This window comes from Methylobacterium marchantiae, from assembly GCF_042679825.1.
In the GTDB taxonomy this organism is placed as follows: Bacteria; Pseudomonadota; Alphaproteobacteria; order Rhizobiales; family Beijerinckiaceae; genus Methylobacterium; species Methylobacterium marchantiae.
This window is the reverse complement of the sequence record NZ_JBHTND010000005.1, coordinates 24,950-43,826: the sequence shown is the minus strand read 5'-3', so window position 1 is coordinate 43,826 and position 18,877 is coordinate 24,950. Positions and strand designations below refer to the sequence as shown.

Here is an 18,877-nt window from a genome sequence, read left to right as displayed (position 1 = left end):
ACCCATTGTGGAGGGCCGACAGGCGGATTCACCCGTCGATCCAGCGGGCCTTGATCGTCGTGTCCGCAGCAAGCTCATAGATCCTGACGGAGCCCGTCGCGAGTTCAAGGTGCTCGACCTCCGCGGGGCTCAGGTCTTCAAGCGCCATGACAAGCGCCCGCAGGCAATTGCCGTGGGCGACGACGAGCACGTCTCCGCCCATAACCGCCGGCTGGATGGTTCGGAGGTAGCATGGGACGATGCGGGCGACGGTATCGCGCAGGCTCTCACCGTTCGGCGGCGCCTCGGCGTAGGAGCGGCGCCAGGTCTCGATCCGCTCCGCCCCCCAGCGCGCATCGGCGGCGATCTTGTCGAGCCCGCTGAGGTCGCCGTAGTCTCGCTCGTCGAGCGCGGCGAAGCGTTGGGGGACCAATCCGGGTTGCCCGAGCGCATCGAGAATAAGCCGGCCGCTCACGATCGCCCGCGTCAGCGTCGAGGTGAAGGCTGCGGAAAAGCGCCAGCTGCGCTCGGCCAAACGCCGCCCGGCTGCCTCGGCTTCCATCCGGCCCTGCTCGGTCAAGGGCGAGTCCAGCAATCCCGTGAACAGGCCGGATCGGTTGGCTACGCTCTGGCCATGCCGGACCAGCACGAGATGTCGCGTGACCGGGGCTTTGCAATCGTGAATCACGCTGTCTCCCGAGGCAGAGCACTTTCGTGCCGGTCGCATCGCCTCTGATGATGTCGGCATCCGACTTCAACGAACTTCGACCATGCGATGGGTTGGACCGTTCATCCGGAGTCGGCGGGTCATCCTAGGTCCGCTTAAGAACGTCTCGCGACTGAAAGCAGCCAAGCTGCTTCCCACCCCAAGCTGACCTCGCGAATGGGTACCAAGCGTCAGATTTCAACCACTAGGGGCCCGCATCCACGGGACCTACGGAAACGGCGCTAGGCAACCATGCTCCGATGGCGCAAAAGAAACCTATGTTATGCGGCAACCTACCGGCCAGGCCGGCCTTTGGTATCCATGCCCCTGCCTGACCCCGCCGATGCCCCCCATGTCCTCGTGGTCGACGACGACGCCCTCATCCTGATGGATGTGTCCGACATCCTGGAGGATGCCGGTTTCGTGGTTCTTGAGGCGATGGACGTCGCCCAGGCGACGCGGGTGCTCGACGAGCACCATGGCAAGGTGCAGCTGCTGTTCACGGACGTGCAGATGCCCGGGCCGGACAACGGCTTCGACCTGGCGCGGCGGACGGCCGTGACGTGGCCCCACATCGCCATCGTGGTCGCCTCCGGCAATGTGCGACCTGAACCCGGGGACCTGCCCGATGGGGCGACGTTCATCGGGAAGCCGTTCAGCCCCTCCTTGGTCCGGCACCACGTGCGCGAGACGATGCCGTCGGAGAAGCACCCCGGGCCCCTTCGGAGGTAAGCCCGGGATCGGTTGGCCGGAGCCCCATGCCTCCTACCGGCTCTCCTCGATCATCGACCGGATGCGAGCGACCCTCGATGTCGGGTTAGGCGAGGTCTTCGAGAATGTCGGAGACCAACATGCCTAACCGTCGGCTCGTCGTCGACCACCAGCATGGTCTCGTCCTCGTTGTCATTCCGCGGCCAAGGGCATCGTGTGCCCCTCGACGGGTTCCGGCTGCATGTCGGATCTCGGCAGTCCCCATCCCTTCACCAGCCCGTATACCGCCGGGATCACGACGAGGGTCAGGACGGTCGACGACACCATGCCGCCGATCATCGGCACCGCGATGCGCTGCATGACCTCGGAGCCCGAGCCGGTGCTCCACAGGATGGGCAACAGCCCGGCTATGATGGCGACCACGGTCATCATCTTGGGCCGCACCCGCTCGACCGCGCCGACCATGATCGCCCGCCTCAGGTCATTTCGCGATAGGGCGCGCCCATCCCGCTCGCACTCCGTCCGGATCTCGGCCAGCGCATGGTCGAGGTAGACCAGCATGATCACCCCGGTCTCGGCGGCGACCCCGGCGAGCGCGATGAAGCCCACGGCCACGGCGACCGATAGGTTGAAGCCCAACCACCACATCAGCCAGACGCCGCCCACCAGTGCGAAGGGCAGCGACAGCATCACGATGAGGGTTTCAGTCAGCCGGCGAAAGTTGAGGTAGAGCAGCAGGAACACGGTCAGGAGGGTCAGGGGCACCACGATCTTGAGCCGGGCCGTGGCGCGGTCGAGGTACTCGACCTGCCCGCTCCACTGGAGGGTGGTCCCGGGTGGCAGGCTCACCTCGCCGGTAACAGCCGCCCGTGCATCGGCCACGTAGCCGCCAAGGTCCCGTCCCGAGACATCGACGTAGATGAAGACCGCGAGTTGCCCGTTCTCGGTCCGGATCTGGGTCGGCCCCCGGGTCAGTGCCACCTTGGCGACTTCGCCCAAGGGGACCGTGCCTCCGCCCGCGATGGGCACCTGCACCTCGGTCGCGATGGATTGTGGGCTCGACCGGAAGGCGCGCGGGTAGCGCACGTTGACGGTGTAGCGCTCGCGGCCCTCGACCGTGTTGGTGACGCTCTCGCCGCCGAGCGCCATGGCGATCACGTCCTGCACGTCCCCGACCGATAGGCCGTAGCGGCCCAGAACCTCCCGGTCGGGCGTGATGTCGAGGAAGTACCCGCCCTGGACGCGCTCGGCATAGGCGCTCGACGTGCCCGGCACCGCCTTCACCACCGCCTCGACCCGGCGGGCGACCTTCTCCATCTCGGCGAGGTCGGTTCCGAGCACCTTGATGCCGACGGGGGTCCGGATGCCGGTGGCGAGCATGTCGATGCGGGCGCGGATCGGCTGGGTCCAGGCATTGGAGACACCGGGGAACTGGAGCGCGGCATCCATCTCGGCTTTGAGGCTCGCCAGCGTCACGCCCGGGCGCCACTCCGCCTTCGGCTTCAGGTTGACGATGGTCTCGAACATCTCGGAGGGCGCCGGGTCCGTCGCGGTCGCGGCCCGTCCGGCCTTGCCGTAGACGGACAGGACTTCCGGGAAGCTCTTCAGGATGGTGTCCTGTCTCCCTAAAAGCTCGCCGGCCTTGGTCACCGAGATGCCCGGCAGGGTGGTCGGCATGTACATCAGGGTGCCCTCGTCGAGATCGGGCATGAACTCGGACCCGAGTTGCAGGGCCGGCCAGACCGAGGCGCCGAGAACGCCCAGCGCGATCAGGATGGTCAGCACCCGCGCCCGCAGGACCCCTGCGATGATGGGACGGTAGAACCAGATCAGGAGCCGGTTCACCGGGTTGCGGTGCTCGGGCACGATGCGGCCGCGCACGAACAGCACCATCAGCGCCGGAACCAGCGTCACCGACAGCACCGCCGCCGCCGCCATCGCGAACGTCTTGGTGAAGGCCAGCGGCCCGAACAGACGCCCTTCCTGGCTTTCCAGGGTGAAGATGGGCAGGAAGCTGACCGTGATGATGAGGAGCGAGAAGAACAGCGAGGGACCGACCTCGGAGGCGGCCTCTATCAGGACCTGGACCCGGGGCTTGCCAGGGTCCGCCCGCTCCAGGTGCTTGTGGGCGTTCTCGATCATGACGATGGCGGCGTCGATCATGGCGCCGACCGCGATGGCGATGCCGCCCAGGCTCATGATGTTGGCGCCCAAGCCCAGCGCCTTCATGCCCGCGAACGCCATTAGGATGCCGACCGGCAGCATCAGGATCGCGACCAGCGCACTGCGGACGTGGAGCAGGAACACGACGCAGACGAGGGCGACGATGGCGCTCTCCTCGATCAGGGTCCCCTTGAGCGTCTCGATGGCCGCCTCGATGAGGTGCGACCGGTCGTAGACAGGCAGGATCTCGGTGCCCTTGGGCAGGCTCGCGGCGACCTCGGCGAGGCGCGCCTTGGCACTCGCGATAACGTCGAGGGCGTTGGCCCCGAAGCGCTGGAGGATGATGCCGCCGGCGACCTCGCCCTCCCCGTTCATCTCGGTGATGCCGCGGCGCTCGTCGGGACCGAGCTCGACCCGGGCGACGTCCTTCACCCGCAGGGGCGTGCCCGCCTCTGTCTTCAGGACGATGCTCTCGATGTCGGCGATGCTCTTGAGGTACCCGCGGCCACGGACGACGAACTCGAACTCGGAGAGCTCGACGGTGCGGCCGCCTACGTCGGCGTTGCTCGCCCGGATCGCGTCCCGGAGCTTCGCCAGGGTGATGCCCTGCGCCCGCAACCGGCTCGGGTCGACGACCACGTTGTACTGTTTGACGAAGCCGCCGACGCCTGCGACCTCGGCCACGCCTTCGGCACGAGAGGCCCCGAAGCGCACGACCCAGTCCTGGAGCGAGCGGAGCTCGGCCAGCGTGCGCTCTTTGGCGACCACGACGTACTGGTAGACCCAGCCGACCCCGGTCGCGTCCGGTCCCAGCGTCGGGGTCACCCCCGCCGGCAGGCGCTTGGCCACGGTGTTTAGGTATTCGAGCACCCGGCTCCGGGCCCAGTATGGGTCGGTGCCGTCCTCGAAGATGACGTAGACGAACGAGACCCCGAAGAACGAGAAGCCGCGCACGACCTTCGACCGGGGCACCGTCAGCATGGCGGTAGTCAGCGGGTAGGTGACCTGGTCCTCGATGACCTGTGGCGCCTGCCCGGGGTACTCGGTGTAGACGATGGTCTGGACGTCCGAGAGGTCCGGGATCGCGTCGAGCGGCAGGGTCCTCAGGGCGTAGAGCCCGGCCCCCACCGCGAACACCGTCCCGATCAACACCAGAACCAGATTCCGGGCCGACCAGCCGATGAGCCGGGCGATCATGGCGCCCTCCCATCGGCCGCCGCCTGCGGACCTGGTTCTACCTTCGGCTCGGAGAGACCCTGCAGCGCCGCCTTGAGGTTGCTCTCGGCGTCGATGAGGAAGTTGGCGGCGGTCACCACCCGGTCGCCTGCCGCGATGCCCTCCCGGACTTCGACGTAGCCGTCGCCGCGGGCACCGAGCTTGACCGGGCGCGGCTCGAAGCGGCCCTCGCCCTTGTCGAGCAGGACGACCTGCCTGGTTCCGGTGTCGATGACGGCGTCGTCGGGGACGGCGACCACGGGCTTGGCGTTCCCGGTCGCGATCTCGACGTCGCCGTACATCCCGGGCCGCAGGTCGCCGTTGAGGTTCGGCAACTCGATGCGCAGGCGGGCCGTCCGGGTCCCCATGGCGAGGTGCGGATAGATCCGCGTCACCGTGCCAGTGAAGGTCCGGTCGGGAAACGTCCGGGCACGCACGGTCGCCGTTTGGCCCTCCGCCACGGACGCCAGGTCGCGTTCGGTCACGTCGACGAGCACCCATACCCGGGTATGGTCGACGAGCTTGAACAGGGTGTCGCCGGACTTGGCGCGCATGCCGTCGGAGACGTTGCGCTCGACCACGACGCCGTCGCGTGGCGCCGACCACGTGATGGTCGCCGGCACTTTTCGGGATCGCTCGATCTCGTCGATGGCCTCGGGCGGGATGCCGAGGTTCTCCAGTCGGCGCCGGGCGCCCTCGTAGCCGATGCCGGTGAGGTACTGCGCGGCGGCCGCGTTCATCTCGGGCGAGAACAGGCGCATGAGCGGCTGGCCCTTGTGGACGTGGTCGCCGGTGGTGACGGCCTCGACCTTCTCAATGAAGGCGTCGGTGCGCATCGCGATGACCGAGATCCGGCGCTCGTCCTCCTCGATGGTTCCAGGAGCCCGCACCGGCATGGATAGGACGCGCCGTGCAGCGACCTCCGTCCGGACGCCGGTTCGCTGGACCTTGCCGGGCGAGAGGGTCACGGTGCCGTCGTCGGTGTCCTCGCCCTCGTAGACGGGGAGGTAGTCCATCCCCATCGAGTCCTTTTTCGGAATCGGCGAAGTGTCCGGAAGGCCCATCGGGTTGCGGTAGAAGCGCACCTTGCGGGCGCTCGCGGGCGTCTTGGCCTGAGCCATGGCCATGTCGCCGTGGCCGGCGTCAGGCATGGCTTCCGCCTCTTCGGGTTCGTCGAAGCGCACGTCCTCGCTGGCGTGGACGGCGCGGTAGTCGCGACCGTCCGCCGTCTGTTTGGGTTCGGAGGCGTAGTCCGGCTTCCCGTCCGGGTCTCGGTAGTAGACCACCGAACCCGTCGCCTTGATCGGAGCCTGCGCGGGCATCGGGGAGGCCGGCCGTGCACCCGGCAGCCAATGGGCGAACCCGGTCCGCGCCTGCTGGACGAGCGCCGGCACGGGGCTGCCCTCATGCCCCGCGCCATAGCCCAGCCCCCCCGCCGCGAGCGCGGCGAGGGTCCCGGCCAGCCATGCCGTCCGGCTCACTTGGTGGCCTTGAACACCAGCTTGTTCTCGACGGTGCCGGTCTCGCCTTGGACCTTGGCCCCGAGCGAGAGGCGCCAGCCGCCGGCCATCGTCAGCTTCGCCTTGAACCGGTAGAGGCCCGGCTCCGGCGAGGGCAGTTGCTCGATCTTGGAGGTCATCTCCTCCATGCTGTCGGGCGCCATATCGATGCGCTTGGCGAAGATGACGGCGTTCGGCACGGGCTTGGACGTGCGCTTGTCGACGAGGCGGACGTCGAGGATGGCCTCGCCCTGCTTGGCTTCGTCCTTCACCAGCTGGAACTCGTAGTCCTTGGTGTCGGCCCGGGCCGCGGCGGTGAGGGCGAGGCCGAGCAGCGCAACCGTGAGGGCGCGCGAAAACGATGTCTTGGTCACGATGTGGGGTCTCCTGAACGCGATGGATGGCCACGCGCGGACGCGCGTCACCGTGCCGGCGCAGGCGCCGACGGCATCGGGTTCAGGCTCGGGGAGGCTCGGAGGGTGGCCCTTGCGAGACGCTGTCGAAGGAGGCGGTGACGGCCCACGCAGTCCCCTCGACGACGGCGACGCGTCCCGGCAACCCTAAGGCGCCGGGCAGGCCGGTGGCGACCTTCGCCAGGCAGAGTGCCATCAGGGGGCAGCCCTTCGAGCAGTCGGGCATGTCCGGCCGCTCCTTGGGGCAGCACGGCATCTCGTCCATGGCCATCCCGGCCATGTCGTCCATGGCCTCGTCGGGCATCGCCATGGCGTGGCCCTGAGCGGCCATCGGCGCATGCATGCCCGCGGCGGCCGCGGATGCGGTCACCGGCGCAAGGGCGAGGCTGAGGACCGCAAGGAGCGGAAGCAGCCGCCGAAGGGCGAGCCAGAAGGTCACGGACGGACGATGCCACATCGCGGAGCGGTGAGGAAGGGAGGTGACTACCGGACGCGCCAGAGGGATACGGCGAGCGCGACGTTCGCGAGGGCGAGCACGGTCAAGAGGGCGTAGGTCGCATCGGCGCCCGCCTGCGTCAGCACGACCGCCCCGAGGGAGGGCGCAAGCGCCTGCGCCACCAGCCCCGGACGGGCGAGCCGGCCAACGAGCGGGGCGTAGCGCTCGGGACCGAACAGCGCGAGGGGCACCGTCCCGCGGGCGATGGAATAGATCCCGTTGCCGGCGCCGTAGAGGACCAGCGACAGCCCCACCACGGGCAGACCAGCCGCCAGCATCGCGACCCCGATGGCGACGAGGACCATCGCCGCGGTGAGGGTCCATAGAGGGTGATGCCGGCCCTTCCCGGCCATCTCGACGATGCGCGCCCCCACCTGTGACGGGCCGATCAGCGCGCCGTATGCGACGGCCGAGGTCAGCGCCACGCCACGGGCCTGGAGAAGGGTAATGAGGTGCACCGAGACCATGGCCATTACGGTGCCGCCGAGGGTCAGGACCCCCGCCATGAGGAGGAAGGCACGCCGCTCGCGTGCATCGAGCCGGACGGCCGAGACCGGGCCCTCGGAACGTGCTGGCCCGTGGGCAGGGGGGTGCGGGATGACGAGCAGGACGAGGGGAAGCGTGACCGCCAGGTGCAGCCCGGCATAGGCGAGGCAGGTGCCGCGCCAGCCTACCCGTTCGATCAGGAAGGCCGAGAGCGGCCAGCACACCGTGCTGGCGAAGCCGCCCCACAGGGTCAGGGTCGTGATGGCGGGTCTTGCCTCGGCGCCGTAGAGCCGACCAAGCGTGGCAAAGGCCGGATCGTACAGGCCGGTGCCCATGCCGAGCCCGACGAGGAGCCAGCCCACCAGGTAGGTCGGCAGGTTCGGCGCGAGGCCGAGGACGCCGAGGCCCAAGGCAAGGACCACGGCCGCGAAGGCCAGAACGGGCCTACCGCCGTGCTCCCCGATGAACGCTCCGACCCGTGGCGAGACCAAGCCCGCGACGAGGAGGCCGAGGGACAGGCCGCCGATGACCCAACCCAGGGGCCATCCCGTGTCCTTCGACATCGGGGTGGCCAGCACCGACAACAGGTAGAACGAGGAGCCCCAGGTCAGGATCTGGACGACGCCTAGGGCCGAGATCACGGGCCAGCGGCGCACCGGGGTCATCGGTCCGCTACCGGGCCCCAAGAACGGGTAGCCACACTGCAAGGGCAGCCAGGGTGACGAGCAGCACCGGAGGGGTGATCACGAGGCCGACCCGCATGTACTGACCCCAGGTGATGCGCTGGCCCTTGATGTCGAGGACGTGCAGCCAGAGCAGGGTCGCCAAACTCCCGATGGGCGTGAACTTCGGGCCGAGGTCGCAGCCGATGACGTTGGCATAGACCATGAGCTCCCGGGTCAGTGGCGAGAGGTCCGGGGCCTGCTGGATTGAGAGCGCGCCCACCAGCACGCTCGGCATGTTGTTCATCACCGAGGACAGGATGGCGGCGGCGAACCCGGTCCCGATGGTGGCGACGAACGGGCCAAAGCCCGAGAGCCATACGAGCCCCTGCGCCAGGTAGCCGGTCAGCCCGGCATTCTTCAGGCCGTAGACCACGAGGTACATGCCGAGGCTGAACAGCACGATCTGCCAGGGGGCGCCGGTCAGGACCTTGCGAATGGGGATGACGCGGCTGCGGTTGGCCAGCGCCAGGAGGATCAGTGCGCCGGCACAGGTGACCACCGAGACCGGCACGCCGAACGGTGCGGTCACAAAGTAGGCGACCAGAAGCAGACCGAGGAGCGGGAAGGCCGCCCGGAAGACCAGCGGGTCCTTGATCGCGTGGCGCGGCGCTTCGAGCTCGGCTACCGGGTACGTGGCCGGAAGGTCGCGCCGGTAGAACAGCCACAGCACCACCAGGGTCGCTGCCAACGAGACCAGGTTCACCGGCACCATCACGGCCGCGTAGCGGCTAAAGGAGATGTCGAAGAAGTTCGCCGAGACGATGTTGACGAGGTTCGAGATCACCAGCGGCAGGCTCGTCGAGTCTGCCACGAACCCGCAGGCAACAATGAAGGCCAGCGCGGCCGCCGGCTTGAAGTTCAGCCGGAGCAGGATGGCGAGCACAATGGGGGTGAGCAGGAGGGCCGCCCCGTCATTGGCGAACACCGCCGCGATGGCTGCACCCAGGAGGATGAGCAGCGGGAAGAGCAGGCGTCCCCGGCCGCCGCCCCAGCGGGCGATGTGGAGCGCCGCCCAATGGAAGAAGCCGGCTTCGTCGAGGAGCAGCGAGATGATGATCAGCGCCACGAAGGTGAAGGTCGCGTCCCAGACGATGTGCCAGACCACCGGGATGTCGCCGGGGCTGATGACCCCGGTGGCCAGCGCCACGGCGGCCCCGATGAGGGCGCTCCACCCGATGCCGAGCCCCTTCGGCTGCCAGATGACGAAGACGAGGGTGACCACGAAGATGGCAAGGGCGAGCATCGGGACCGTTTCTTGTTCTTGTGTACGTGGAGCGGATCAGGCGGTGGCGACGCGGCGCCCGTGCTCGTCGACGACGCGCTCGCCGTCTTCCTTCACGAACTCGCCCTGCTGGGCCGGGAGGAGGTCGAGGACCGCCTCGGAGGGCCGGCACAGGGCAACGCCCTTCGGGCTCACCACCAGGGGGCGGTTCAGCAGGATCGGGTGCTCGGCGATGGCGTCGAGAAGCTGGTCGTCCGTCAGGCTCGGGTCCGAGAGCCCGAGTTCGGCGTAGGGCGTGACCTTCTCGCGGAGCAGAGCGCGGACGGTGACGCCAGCCCTGTCGGCGAGTTGGCGCACCAGGATCCGGTTCGGTGGCGTCTTGAGGTACTCGACCACATGCGGCTCGATGCCGGCGTTGCGGATCAGGGCCAGGGTGTTGCGGGACGTGCCGCAATCCGGGTTGTGGTAGATGACGACGTCCATCACGCGACCTCCGGGCGGGGCGAGGTGGCGCCGGCCCGCTGGCCGATCTCGCGCACCTTGGACGAGAGCGCCACGCCACTAAGGCTGTCGAGCGGCAGAGCGACGAAGGCTCCGATCCGGTTCTTCAGGTAGCGTTGGGCGGTGATGAACGCCGCCTTGCGCTGCATGTCGCTGCCTTCGACGGCTGCAGGGTCCTCGATGCCCCAGTGCGCCGTCACCGGCTGGCCGGGCCAGTAGGGGCAAGCCTCGCCGGCGGCGTTGTCACAGACCGTGAAGACGAAATCCATGACCGGCGCGTCGGGGCCGGCGAACGCGTCCCACGACTTCGAGCGCAGCCCCTCGGTCGGGTACTCCGTCTCGCGCAGAACCTGAACGGCGAGCGGGTTCACGTCCGCCTTCGGCTGGCTGCCGGCGGAAAAGGCCCGGAAACGACCCTGGCCCTCCTTGTTGAGCATGGCCTCCGCCAGGATCGAGCGAGCGGAGTTACCGGTGCAGAGGAACAGGACGTTGTAGACGCGGTCAGGCATGAGCGGTGTCTCCGGTGGGCAGGCAGCAGGCGGCGAGCGCGGCGACGGCGGGGGCGCAGACCTCGGGTCGCCCTTGGCAGCAATCGCGCATCAGAAATTGGATGAGCTCGGACAGGTCCGGGTAGGCGGCGCTGTAGATGATCGAGCGTCCCTCGCGCCGCGAGGTGACCAGCCCGGCATGGCTGAGCTCCTTCAGGTGAAATGACAGGTTGGTGCCCGAGACGCCGACCGCCTCGGCCAGCATGCCGGCCGCCATGCCTTCAGGGCCGGCGGTGACGAGCTGGCGCACGATGCGTAGGCGATGCTCCTGCCCAAGGGCCGCGAAGGCGGCGACGGCTTGCCGTTCGTCCATCATGATGTCAATATCTCAACCATCGTTGAAACGTAAAGGAACGAAGCGTCTTGGACAAGCCCCAACAGCCTTTCGCCGATGGATTGCCCAACCTCAGCGAGGAGCACTTCGTGGTCCCGGCGGCGACCGACCTTCAGGTGCAGGCACCGTTCACCCACGCCCCACGCTTCCTGATCCTGTACGGCTCGCTCCGGGAGCGTTCCTTCAGCCGCTTCCTGGCCTACGAGGCCGCGCGTCTCCTGGAGGCGATGGGAGGCGAGGTGCGGATCTACGACGCGCACGGCCTGCCGCTGCCCGACGACGCCACGGCCGATCACCCCAAGGTCGAGGAACTCCGGAACCTCTCGATCTGGTCCGAGGGCCACGTCTGGGTCAGCCCCGAGCGCCACGGCGCCATGACCGGGGTGATCAAGAGCCAGATCGACTGGCTCCCCCTGTCGGAAGGGTCGGTGCGCCCGACGCAGGGCCGGACCCTGGCCGTGATGCAGGTCTCGGGCGGCTCGCAGTCCTTCAACGCGGTCAACGGCCTGCGTGTGCTCGGGCGCTGGATGCGGATGATCACCATCCCGAACCAGTCTTCGGTCCCGATGGCCTATAAGGAATTTGACGAGGCCGGCCGGATGAGGCCTGGGCCGCTCTACGATCGGGTGGTCGACGTCTGCGAGGAATTGGTCAGGTTCACGCTCCTGACCCGCGAGCGCTCCTCCTATCTCGTTGACCGCTACTCCGAACGGAAAGAGCGAGAGCCTGAGCGCCTCAAGGCCGTCGCCGTCGACATCGGGTTCGTCAAGCGCTGAACCACTGCCCGTGGGGTGTTGGATCAAAGCCGAGTGGCCGCGAGTTGCGTTAGACAGCCCTTCGACGTCACAGCGATATTCGGTTCAGGATGGCATCCGAAGGCAAGATCGGCGGATGATCTCGCTGCCTCCGGCCGTCACATCCCCGGTTGGGGTGTGTCGTCCTCATCATCGGTCAGGTCGAGATCGACGGCCAGCCTGAGACGCGGCTCCATTCTGTCGGGCAGCACTCGGAGGATGACGACCTCAGCGTGCCCATGCCCGTCCCCCTGCACCCGATAGTACAGGACATGGGACGGCCCTCCCTTCCGTCCGGTCGCGAGTGCAACGTGGAGGGAACGCGTTTCGGGACCGAGGTTGGGCCTGGCTTTCGACGAAGGTGTATCTGATGCGTCGGCGACCATGCCAATCGCCCGGTCTATGTAGCCCACGTTAGCTTCGAGTTGGCGGGTACCGAACTCCTGGTGGGTTTCGACGAGTATGCGTTCGATATCGCTTTTCGCGGCGCTCCAGGGGTCAGAGTCGAGGGTGGCGGTCCCTGATTTTCATCGTGTGAGCGCTTCTTGAGGCGGCGGTGATCGCATCGCGGGCCCAAATCCCGCAAGCTCGGAGCGGGAGAGATCCACAGCGCAGGATGAGCGCAGGACGACTGGAACAAAACGTGTTCAGACGACATTATTCCTGAACTTGGCCGCCGCCTGGGGGGCTCATTGCGCACGAAATCCGGGCCAGGGGCCAGGAAGGCTACACCACCCAAGACGAAAGGGGCGGCGGTCGCGTGCGCCTCCAGTCCGCCAAAGCCGAGCGCACCAAAGGCGAAGACGAAGAAGCCAACGGTTCGGATCTTCGTGTCCTACAGCCACGCGAACTCAGCACAGCAGGCAAAGCTGCAGGTCCACCTGGCGCAACTGAAGCGCGACGAGGTCGAGACCTGGTTCGATGGCGACATGGAAGCCGGTGACGCACTGAACAGCAAGATCTCCCGTAAGCTTCGGGAGGCCCACGTCTTCGTGGCGTTGATGAGCCCCGAGTACATCCACAGCCACTGGTGCCAACTGGAGTACCGCCGTGCGATGGGCCGCCGGGCCAGGGGCGCAATGCGTGTGGTGGTCGTCGTGCTCCGCCATTGCGACTGGAAGGATACCGGCGCTTCGGCGCTAAAGGTGTTGCCGCGAGACGGCCGGGTGGTGAGCAACTGGCGAACCGCGGACGAGGCTTTTCACGACGTGACCCAGGGCATCCGCGGGGCGGTCAGGACGGTGCGCGCCTCGCTGGCCGAGGATGCCAAAGCGAGGCCTGCCAGGGCGGCCAGGAGCAAGGCATCCACAGGGAACGCCAAGACCGCCGGCGCTCGACGGATGAAGGGGGCCACGGGCCCGAAGCGGACCAAGGACGGTCCGCCGACGCGAAGTCGGGTTTCCGGTTGAACCATATAATTCGGGGGGCGGCCCGTGGGGTCGGAATGGGCATGCCGAAGAACATTGTCGTCTTTTCGGACGGGACCGGCCAGGAGGGCGGGCTGCGCGAGGAGCAGCGCCTCAGCAACGTCTACAAACTCTATCGCGTCTGCCGGGTTGGCCCGGACAGCGGCATCGACCCGAAGGATCAGGTGGCGTTCTACGACCCCGGGTTGGGGACCGACGGCTCAGCCACCGGGTTGCTGAGCGCCTACCGAAGGCTGCAGAAGCTCCTGTCCTCGGTGACGGGCCTCGGCATCACGAAGAACATCGCCGACTGCTACGCCTTCATCATCGACCACTACGAGCCGGGCGACCGTATCTTCCTCGTGGGCTTCAGCCGAGGAGCCTACACGGCCCGTTGCGTGGCAAACGTGCTCTTCCTGTGTGGCGTCCCGACGATTGCGCCCGGGGGCGAGTGCAAGGCCCCAAGCCTTTGGGCGGCGGTTGGCCAATGGATGAAGGAGAAGCTTCCAGGCCGGAAGCACGCGCTCCCGCCGCCGGCCGAGGCACTACCCCCCGGCAGTTACCTTCCACGGTTTCGGAAGACGACCCGCGACATCGCCAACGAGGCGGTGATGGGAGTCTACGAGTATGGCGCCGGGTCCCCTCGGGGCGACTACGACCGGGAGCGCCAGGAGCTGGCGCGTCGGTTCCGGCACCGATACGGGTCAGGCGACGACCTGAGGTCGAACGTGGCTCCTCATTTCGTAGGCGTGTTCGACACCGTCGCATCCCTCGGATCGGTCGGCGTACGGCGTTGGGGCCTCGCGGCAGGGCTGTTCGCGCTGGCCGCCGTGCTCGCCGCCGGGCCGTCGGTCGTGCTCGACCTTGCATTCCATACGGGGTTCTGGAAGCCGTTCGCGGTCGTCGCGATCCTCGGCGCGGCTTTCGTCCTGTGGCGCTGGCTTCCTACCACCATCAAGTTCATCGTGAACTCCCCCGTCAACGGCAAGACGCGCTTCAACCTCGCGCAATGGCGGTCCGGGAACTACGACAGGTTCCTCAGCGGCCACGTCGGCTACGGTCGGCACGCCCTGGCAATCGACGAGACCCGCGCCGACTTCCCCCGTGTCGAATGGGCGAAGAAGGACGCCATTCGCCAAAGGGTCGGCGACGAGCCCGATCCGCTGATCCAGATGTGGTTCGCAGGCAACCATTCCGACGTGGGCGGGAGTTATCCCGAGGTCGAAAGCCGGCTCTCCGACATCGCGCTGGACTGGATGGTCGAGGAGGCCACGACCATTCCGTATCCGCTCCTGGTCGACGGGATGGAACCGGGCAAGACGGGTACCGGGCGATTGCACCTGCACCCGGCCTTCGACGGCATGCAGCACTGCGAGGTCGCCGGGATGCGCGACACCATCGCGGGCATCGTCCCCGGCTGGCTCCTGCCATTGGCCGGCAGGCTGGGCTGGGCGGTGAAGCCACGCTACGTGCCGCCCGGGGCGCCTGTCCATGAGACCGTCTACCGGCGCTTCCGGTTGGCCGAGGTGACGCAATGCACCGGCAGGGGCCCCTACCGACCGGAGGCGCTGGCCACCCACGGGGATTTCAACGACGGATCTCCGGCCGCCCCTGCACCCGCGCAGGCTTCGGCTCCGGGCACGCCCTAACCATCATCCTTTCACATGCAGGCCTCCGCCGAGGCCGACCGGACAACGAGGTCTCGGATGAAGCTCGACAGTTTCAGGGTCACGAATTTTCGCAGCGTCGAGGATTCCGGCGAGATCACCCTCGGCGACATGGCCTGCCTCGTCGGCAAGAACGAGGCAGGCAAGACGGCACTGCTTCACGCGCTCGCCGGCCTGAAACCTCATGCGTCGACGCCTATCACGTTCGACCGTGAGCGGGACTACCCGCGGCGTTACCTGAACGAATACGAGAGGCGTCACGCGGACGACGACGCCATGGTCATCGCGACCCGGTGGACCTTGTCCGACGCCGAGATGAACGACCTCGCCGCATCTTTCGGGCCCGGCTGCCTCGCGTCGTCCCAGGTGACCCTCAGCCGGCGCTACGGTGGCGGGATCGGAGTGACCGTGCACCTCGACGAGGCCGCCTGCATGGCCTTCCTCACCGACAGGCATGGGCTAACCGAGGATGAGCGACGCGCCTTTGCGGCCTCCGGTTCGGCGGCAGCGGTCCGGAAGGCCCTGGAGGGCCTGGAGGAAATATCCGCAGCCCAACAGGCGCTACTGGATGCCCTGGAAGCCTTGCCAGGCAAATCGGTGCTCAACGCTATTGCGAGCCACGTTCGCTCGGCCTGCCCAAGCTTCATGTACTTCTCGCACTACGACCGCATGGCCGGCCAGATCCGCGTCGACGACATCGAGAGGGACGAGGATGGCGGCGTCCATCGATTTGGTCGCCGCCCGCATAGGTCGAGCGAGCCTCTCGAAGTCCCCGAGCTGGTTTTCCTCGATTTCCTGGAGTTCGCCGGGACCTCGGTCGAGGAGATCCGCGAGTCGAAGACCTACGAGTCGCTGAACGCGAAATGCGAATCCGCGTCGAACGCGATCACCGACCAACTGCGGGAATACTGGACCCAGAACCCGTTCCTGGAGATCGAGGTCAGGGTCACAAAGGCGGAGCCGAACGACCCCGCGCCGTTTGACGAGGGCGTGATCGCGCGCGCCCGCGTCAAAAACATCCTGCATCGCGTCTCGGTCCCCTTCTCGGAGCGGAGCGCCGGTTTCATCTGGTTCTTCTCGTTCCTGGTGAAGTTCGCCCAGGTCAGCAAGCAGGGCGGCAGCCTGGTGCTCCTGCTCGACGAGCCAGGGCTGACCCTTCACGGAAAGGCCCAGGCCGACCTGTTGAGGTACTTCGGCGACAAGCTGGTGCCCCACCACCAGGTGGTGTTCTCGACCCATTCGCCGTTCATGGTTCCACCCGACGACCTGACGCTCTCGCGCATCGTCGAGGACCAGATCGAACAGCGGCCGAACGGCTTCCCGACGACGAAGGGCACCAAGGTGCGCGATGACGTCCTGGCGACCGATCCGGACACGCTGTTCCCGCTCCAGGCGGCGCTGGGCTACGACGTGACCCAGGCCCTGTTTATCGGCAAGCACACCTTGCTGGTCGAGGGGCCCGGCGACCTCGTCTTCCTCAATGCGCTCTCGGCCCAGTTGAAGCGCCGCAAGCGTATCGCGCTCGATCCGCGCTGGACGATCTGCCCGGCCGGCGGCCTCGACAAGATCCAGTCGTTCGTCTCGCTGTTCAAGGGCGCGAAGCTGCACATCGCGGTGATGTCCGACAGGGCTCAGGGCGACAAGCGCAAGCTGGAGCAACTCCGGGCCGCAGGTGCGATCCCCGAGAACCGCATCATGAACTACCCCGACGTGCTCGGCCTGCCAGAGGGGGATGTCGAGGACATCTTCGACCCGGAAGTCTACCTCGCCATTGTCAACGGAGCCTACGGCCTGAAGGGCCGCGGTGTGCTGACGACCGCCAAGCTCGACAAGGAGGCGGGGGGTATTGTGCGACTGGTCAAGCGGGTGGAGGCGGCCTTCAAGCTGCTGCCTCCCGACACGCCAGAGTTCGATCACTTCACGCCGGCGGACTGGCTTATTCGCAATCCCGCCGTTCTGGACGAAAAGACCCCCGCCATCGAGGCCACCCTGGACAATGCGGAGAAGGTGATCCGGGCGATCAACGGCGCCCTGCCTACGTAGTCCACCCCTACCGTCCGTGGCATCCCTTCGCGGACGGCGGGTGCATGAACCGCCTCTATCGCGGGAGACGGGTTTTCCCCACTCCACCATCGGCGGGACCTCATCGAATTGTGGCTTCGCACCCAAGCGTAGCCGCTATACGGAACCGGCCAAACGTGTTCTGCTTTTGTTCCTGGACTCTTGGAGGAGCACCATGCAGATCACTGGCATAAACATCGGCTTTTCCATGCCGGTGTCCCTTCTCGCCAAGCCTGTCCAGGCCGGCTTCCCGAGTCCGGCCGACGACTTCATCGAGGAAGAGATCGACCTCCAGCGCCTACTGATCGTCAACCGCCCGGCCACCTTCCTGGTCCGGGTCGCCGGCGACAGCATGATCCTAGCCCGCCTGTTCGACGGCGACCTCGCCGTCGTCGACCGCTCGCTCACCCCGCGCAACGGCGACATCGTCGTTGTCGACATCGACGGCGAGCGATCCTTCAAGGTCTGGAAGCGCCAAGGGCCGCGCATCTCGCTGCACTTCGCCAACCCTCGCTTCCCCGAGTTCCAACTCTCCCCCGACGCTGTCATTGAGGTCTGGGGCGTCGTCTCCGGGTCCGTCTGTGCGAAGCGCCGCTGCGAATGAGCGCCCGGGCCTACGCGCTCTCCGACGGCAACTCGTTCTACTGCTCGTGCGAGCGGGTCTTCGATGCTCGGCTGGCGAAGGTGCCGGTGATCGTGCTGTCCAACAACGATGGCTGCGCGATTGCCCGGACCAACGAGGCCAAGGCGCTCGGCATCCGGATGGGCGAGCCCTGGTTCAAGATCCGGGACATGTGCCGGCAGCAGGGTGTCCAAGTCTACTCCTCGAACTACGCCCTTTATGGAGACATGTCGGCCCGGGTGAACGCGGTCTACCGGGACTTCTCGCCCCGCATCGAGATTTACTCCATCGACGAGAGTTTTCTCGACATCTCCGACGTGCGCAACCAGGACCGGGCGTCCTTATGCAGGGACATGCGGGCGACCGTACGGGCCTGGACGGGCATCCCCACCTGCGTCGGCATCGGGTCGACCAAGACGTTGGCCAAGCTCGCCAACCACATCGCCAAGAAGGTACCCGAGCTCGAAGGGGTCTGCGACCTGACCGACCCGGAGCAGTACGACCACTGGATCATCCGCATCCCGGTGGGCGACATCTGGGGTGTGGGGCCGGCAAACGCCCGGCGCCTGGAAGCCCTGGGATGCGACAGCGCCGCCGATGTCCGCGACTTCGACCCACGCGTCGCCCGCAAGGCCATGACAGTCGTGGGCGAGCGCCTCGTCCACGAGCTGCGGGGTATGGCCTGCCTAGACCTGGAGACGGTAGCCGCCACCCGTAAGGGATGCGCCGTCACCCGGTCGTTCTCCGAGCGCGTCGAGGATCGCGCCACCATGGAGCAGGCCGTCGCCACCCATGCCTCCAGACTCGGCGAGAAGCTCCGCCGCGAGGGGTTGGCGACCAACCACGTGACGGTCTTCTTCCACACCTCGGAGCATGACCGCGACCGGCCTCAACGCTCGGTCTCGACCGTCGTGACGCTCCCCGAGGCGACCAGCGACACTCTCGCCCTGGTGAAGGCCGCCACCCACGGCGTCCGGAAGACCAGGCGGGACGGGTTCCGCTATTCCAAGGCCGGGGTGGTCACCACCGACCTGATGCCGCTGGCCGCATCGCAGCGTGCGATGCCGGGCTTGGGCCAACTCGACCGCGAGATGGGAGCCGCCCTGATGGAGGCGCTCGACGCCTGCAATCGCCGCTTCGGACGAGGCGCCGTCGTCCCGGGCGCCGCCGGGTTCGCCCCGAACCGCGAATGGTCGACCAAGTTCAAGATGCGGTCGCCCCGTTACACGACCCGCCTCGACGAGATTCCGATAGTCGCCGCGGCCTGACAAGCTTCTCACGCCCCTTGCGTTCGGGGACCGGCCAGGCGATCACGCGGAAGCTTCAAGG

Annotated in this window: 17 protein-coding genes and 1 pseudogene; 7 read left to right on the top strand and 11 right to left on the bottom strand. The window is 67.3% G+C overall.

All coding sequences use genetic code 11. The features are described 5' to 3' along the window. Nucleotides 1-28 precede the first annotated feature (28 nt). Nucleotides 29-667 (bottom strand): 2,3-bisphosphoglycerate-dependent phosphoglycerate mutase, encoded by a 639-nt coding sequence (locus ACFQ4G_RS05200; protein WP_018044305.1) that lies wholly within the window; start codon nt 665-667, stop codon nt 29-31. A gap of 378 nt (nt 668-1,045) precedes the next feature. On the opposite strand from ACFQ4G_RS05200, the gene ACFQ4G_RS05195 reads away from it, so the two are divergent. After that, nucleotides 1,046-1,417, top strand: coding sequence for a response regulator (locus ACFQ4G_RS05195; RefSeq protein ID WP_018044306.1), 372 nt, complete (start codon nt 1,046-1,048; stop codon nt 1,415-1,417). 171 nt (nt 1,418-1,588) lie between these two features. On the opposite strand, the gene ACFQ4G_RS05190 is transcribed toward ACFQ4G_RS05195, so the two are convergent. From ACFQ4G_RS05190 to ACFQ4G_RS05150, 9 genes are all read right to left on the bottom strand, one after another. Continuing rightward, nucleotides 1,589-4,756: an efflux RND transporter permease subunit gene (locus ACFQ4G_RS05190; RefSeq protein ID WP_018044307.1), complete on the bottom strand. Its 3,168-nt coding sequence runs from the start codon at nt 4,754-4,756 to the stop codon at nt 1,589-1,591. Beyond that, nucleotides 4,753-6,255, bottom strand: a complete 1,503-nt coding sequence (locus ACFQ4G_RS05185) for an efflux RND transporter periplasmic adaptor subunit (protein ID WP_018044308.1) — start codon at nt 6,253-6,255, stop codon at nt 4,753-4,755. Before ACFQ4G_RS05185 ends, ACFQ4G_RS05190 begins: the two co-directional genes overlap by 4 nt. Continuing rightward, nucleotides 6,252-6,647, bottom strand: coding sequence for a FixH family protein (locus tag ACFQ4G_RS05180; RefSeq protein WP_018044309.1), 396 nt, complete (start codon nt 6,645-6,647; stop codon nt 6,252-6,254). Before ACFQ4G_RS05180 ends, ACFQ4G_RS05185 begins: the two co-directional genes overlap by 4 nt. An 82-nt stretch (nt 6,648-6,729) precedes the next feature. Then, the gene (locus ACFQ4G_RS05175; protein ID WP_018044310.1) at nt 6,730-7,125 is read right to left on the bottom strand and encodes a hypothetical protein; all 396 of its coding nucleotides are present in this window, start codon (nt 7,123-7,125) and stop codon (nt 6,730-6,732) included. Between the two features lie 44 nt (nt 7,126-7,169). Then, entirely contained in the window at nt 7,170-8,333 is a 1,164-nt protein-coding gene (locus ACFQ4G_RS05170) for an MFS transporter (RefSeq protein ID WP_056172881.1), read from the bottom strand. 7 nt (nt 8,334-8,340) lie between these two features. Continuing rightward, nucleotides 8,341-9,636 carry an arsenic transporter gene (locus tag ACFQ4G_RS05165; RefSeq protein WP_056306599.1) on the bottom strand — a complete coding sequence of 432 codons (1,296 nt, stop codon included), beginning with the start codon at nt 9,634-9,636 and terminating at the stop codon, nt 8,341-8,343. A 36-nt stretch (nt 9,637-9,672) separates the two neighbouring features. Next, nucleotides 9,673-10,098, bottom strand: coding sequence for an arsenate reductase (glutaredoxin) (arsC, locus tag ACFQ4G_RS05160; protein ID WP_018044313.1), 426 nt, complete (start codon nt 10,096-10,098; stop codon nt 9,673-9,675). Beyond that, nucleotides 10,098-10,625, bottom strand: a complete 528-nt coding sequence (locus tag ACFQ4G_RS05155) for an arsenate reductase ArsC (protein WP_018044314.1) — start codon at nt 10,623-10,625, stop codon at nt 10,098-10,100. The genes arsC and ACFQ4G_RS05155 overlap by 1 nt, the downstream gene beginning before the upstream one ends. Next, nucleotides 10,618-10,977, bottom strand: a complete 360-nt coding sequence (locus ACFQ4G_RS05150; RefSeq protein ID WP_026176011.1) for an ArsR/SmtB family transcription factor — start codon at nt 10,975-10,977, stop codon at nt 10,618-10,620. The genes ACFQ4G_RS05155 and ACFQ4G_RS05150 overlap by 8 nt, the downstream gene beginning before the upstream one ends. 50 nt (nt 10,978-11,027) lie before the next feature. On the opposite strand from ACFQ4G_RS05150, the gene arsH reads away from it, so the two are divergent. Next, nucleotides 11,028-11,774 (top strand): arsenical resistance protein ArsH, encoded by a 747-nt coding sequence (gene arsH, locus ACFQ4G_RS05145; protein WP_018044316.1) that lies wholly within the window; start codon nt 11,028-11,030, stop codon nt 11,772-11,774. 137 nt (nt 11,775-11,911) lie between these two features. Here the strand turns inward: arsH and ACFQ4G_RS05140 are convergent. Further along, nucleotides 11,912-12,268: pseudogene (locus ACFQ4G_RS05140) on the bottom strand (hypothetical protein); the annotation flags it as partial. 354 nt (nt 12,269-12,622) lie between these two features. Here ACFQ4G_RS05140 and ACFQ4G_RS05135 point away from each other — a divergent pair. The 5 genes from ACFQ4G_RS05135 to ACFQ4G_RS05115 all read left to right on the top strand — a co-directional run bounded on the left by ACFQ4G_RS05135 (nt 12,623) and on the right by ACFQ4G_RS05115 (nt 18,816). Further along, nucleotides 12,623-13,201: a toll/interleukin-1 receptor domain-containing protein gene (locus tag ACFQ4G_RS05135; protein WP_018044318.1), complete on the top strand. Its 579-nt coding sequence runs from the start codon at nt 12,623-12,625 to the stop codon at nt 13,199-13,201. A 41-nt stretch (nt 13,202-13,242) separates the two neighbouring features. Next, a complete protein-coding gene (locus ACFQ4G_RS05130; protein ID WP_026176012.1) occupies nt 13,243-14,847 on the top strand; it encodes a DUF2235 domain-containing protein in 1,605 nt (534 codons plus the stop codon). A 57-nt stretch (nt 14,848-14,904) separates the two neighbouring features. Then, nucleotides 14,905-16,908, top strand: a complete 2,004-nt coding sequence (locus tag ACFQ4G_RS05125) for an AAA family ATPase (RefSeq protein ID WP_018044320.1) — start codon at nt 14,905-14,907, stop codon at nt 16,906-16,908. 193 nt (nt 16,909-17,101) lie between these two features. Continuing rightward, nucleotides 17,102-17,530, top strand: a complete 429-nt coding sequence (locus ACFQ4G_RS05120; protein ID WP_018044321.1) for a LexA family protein — start codon at nt 17,102-17,104, stop codon at nt 17,528-17,530. Next, entirely contained in the window at nt 17,527-18,816 is a 1,290-nt protein-coding gene (locus tag ACFQ4G_RS05115; RefSeq protein ID WP_018044322.1) for a Y-family DNA polymerase, read from the top strand. The genes ACFQ4G_RS05120 and ACFQ4G_RS05115 overlap by 4 nt, the downstream gene beginning before the upstream one ends. Nucleotides 18,817-18,877 lie beyond the last annotated feature (61 nt).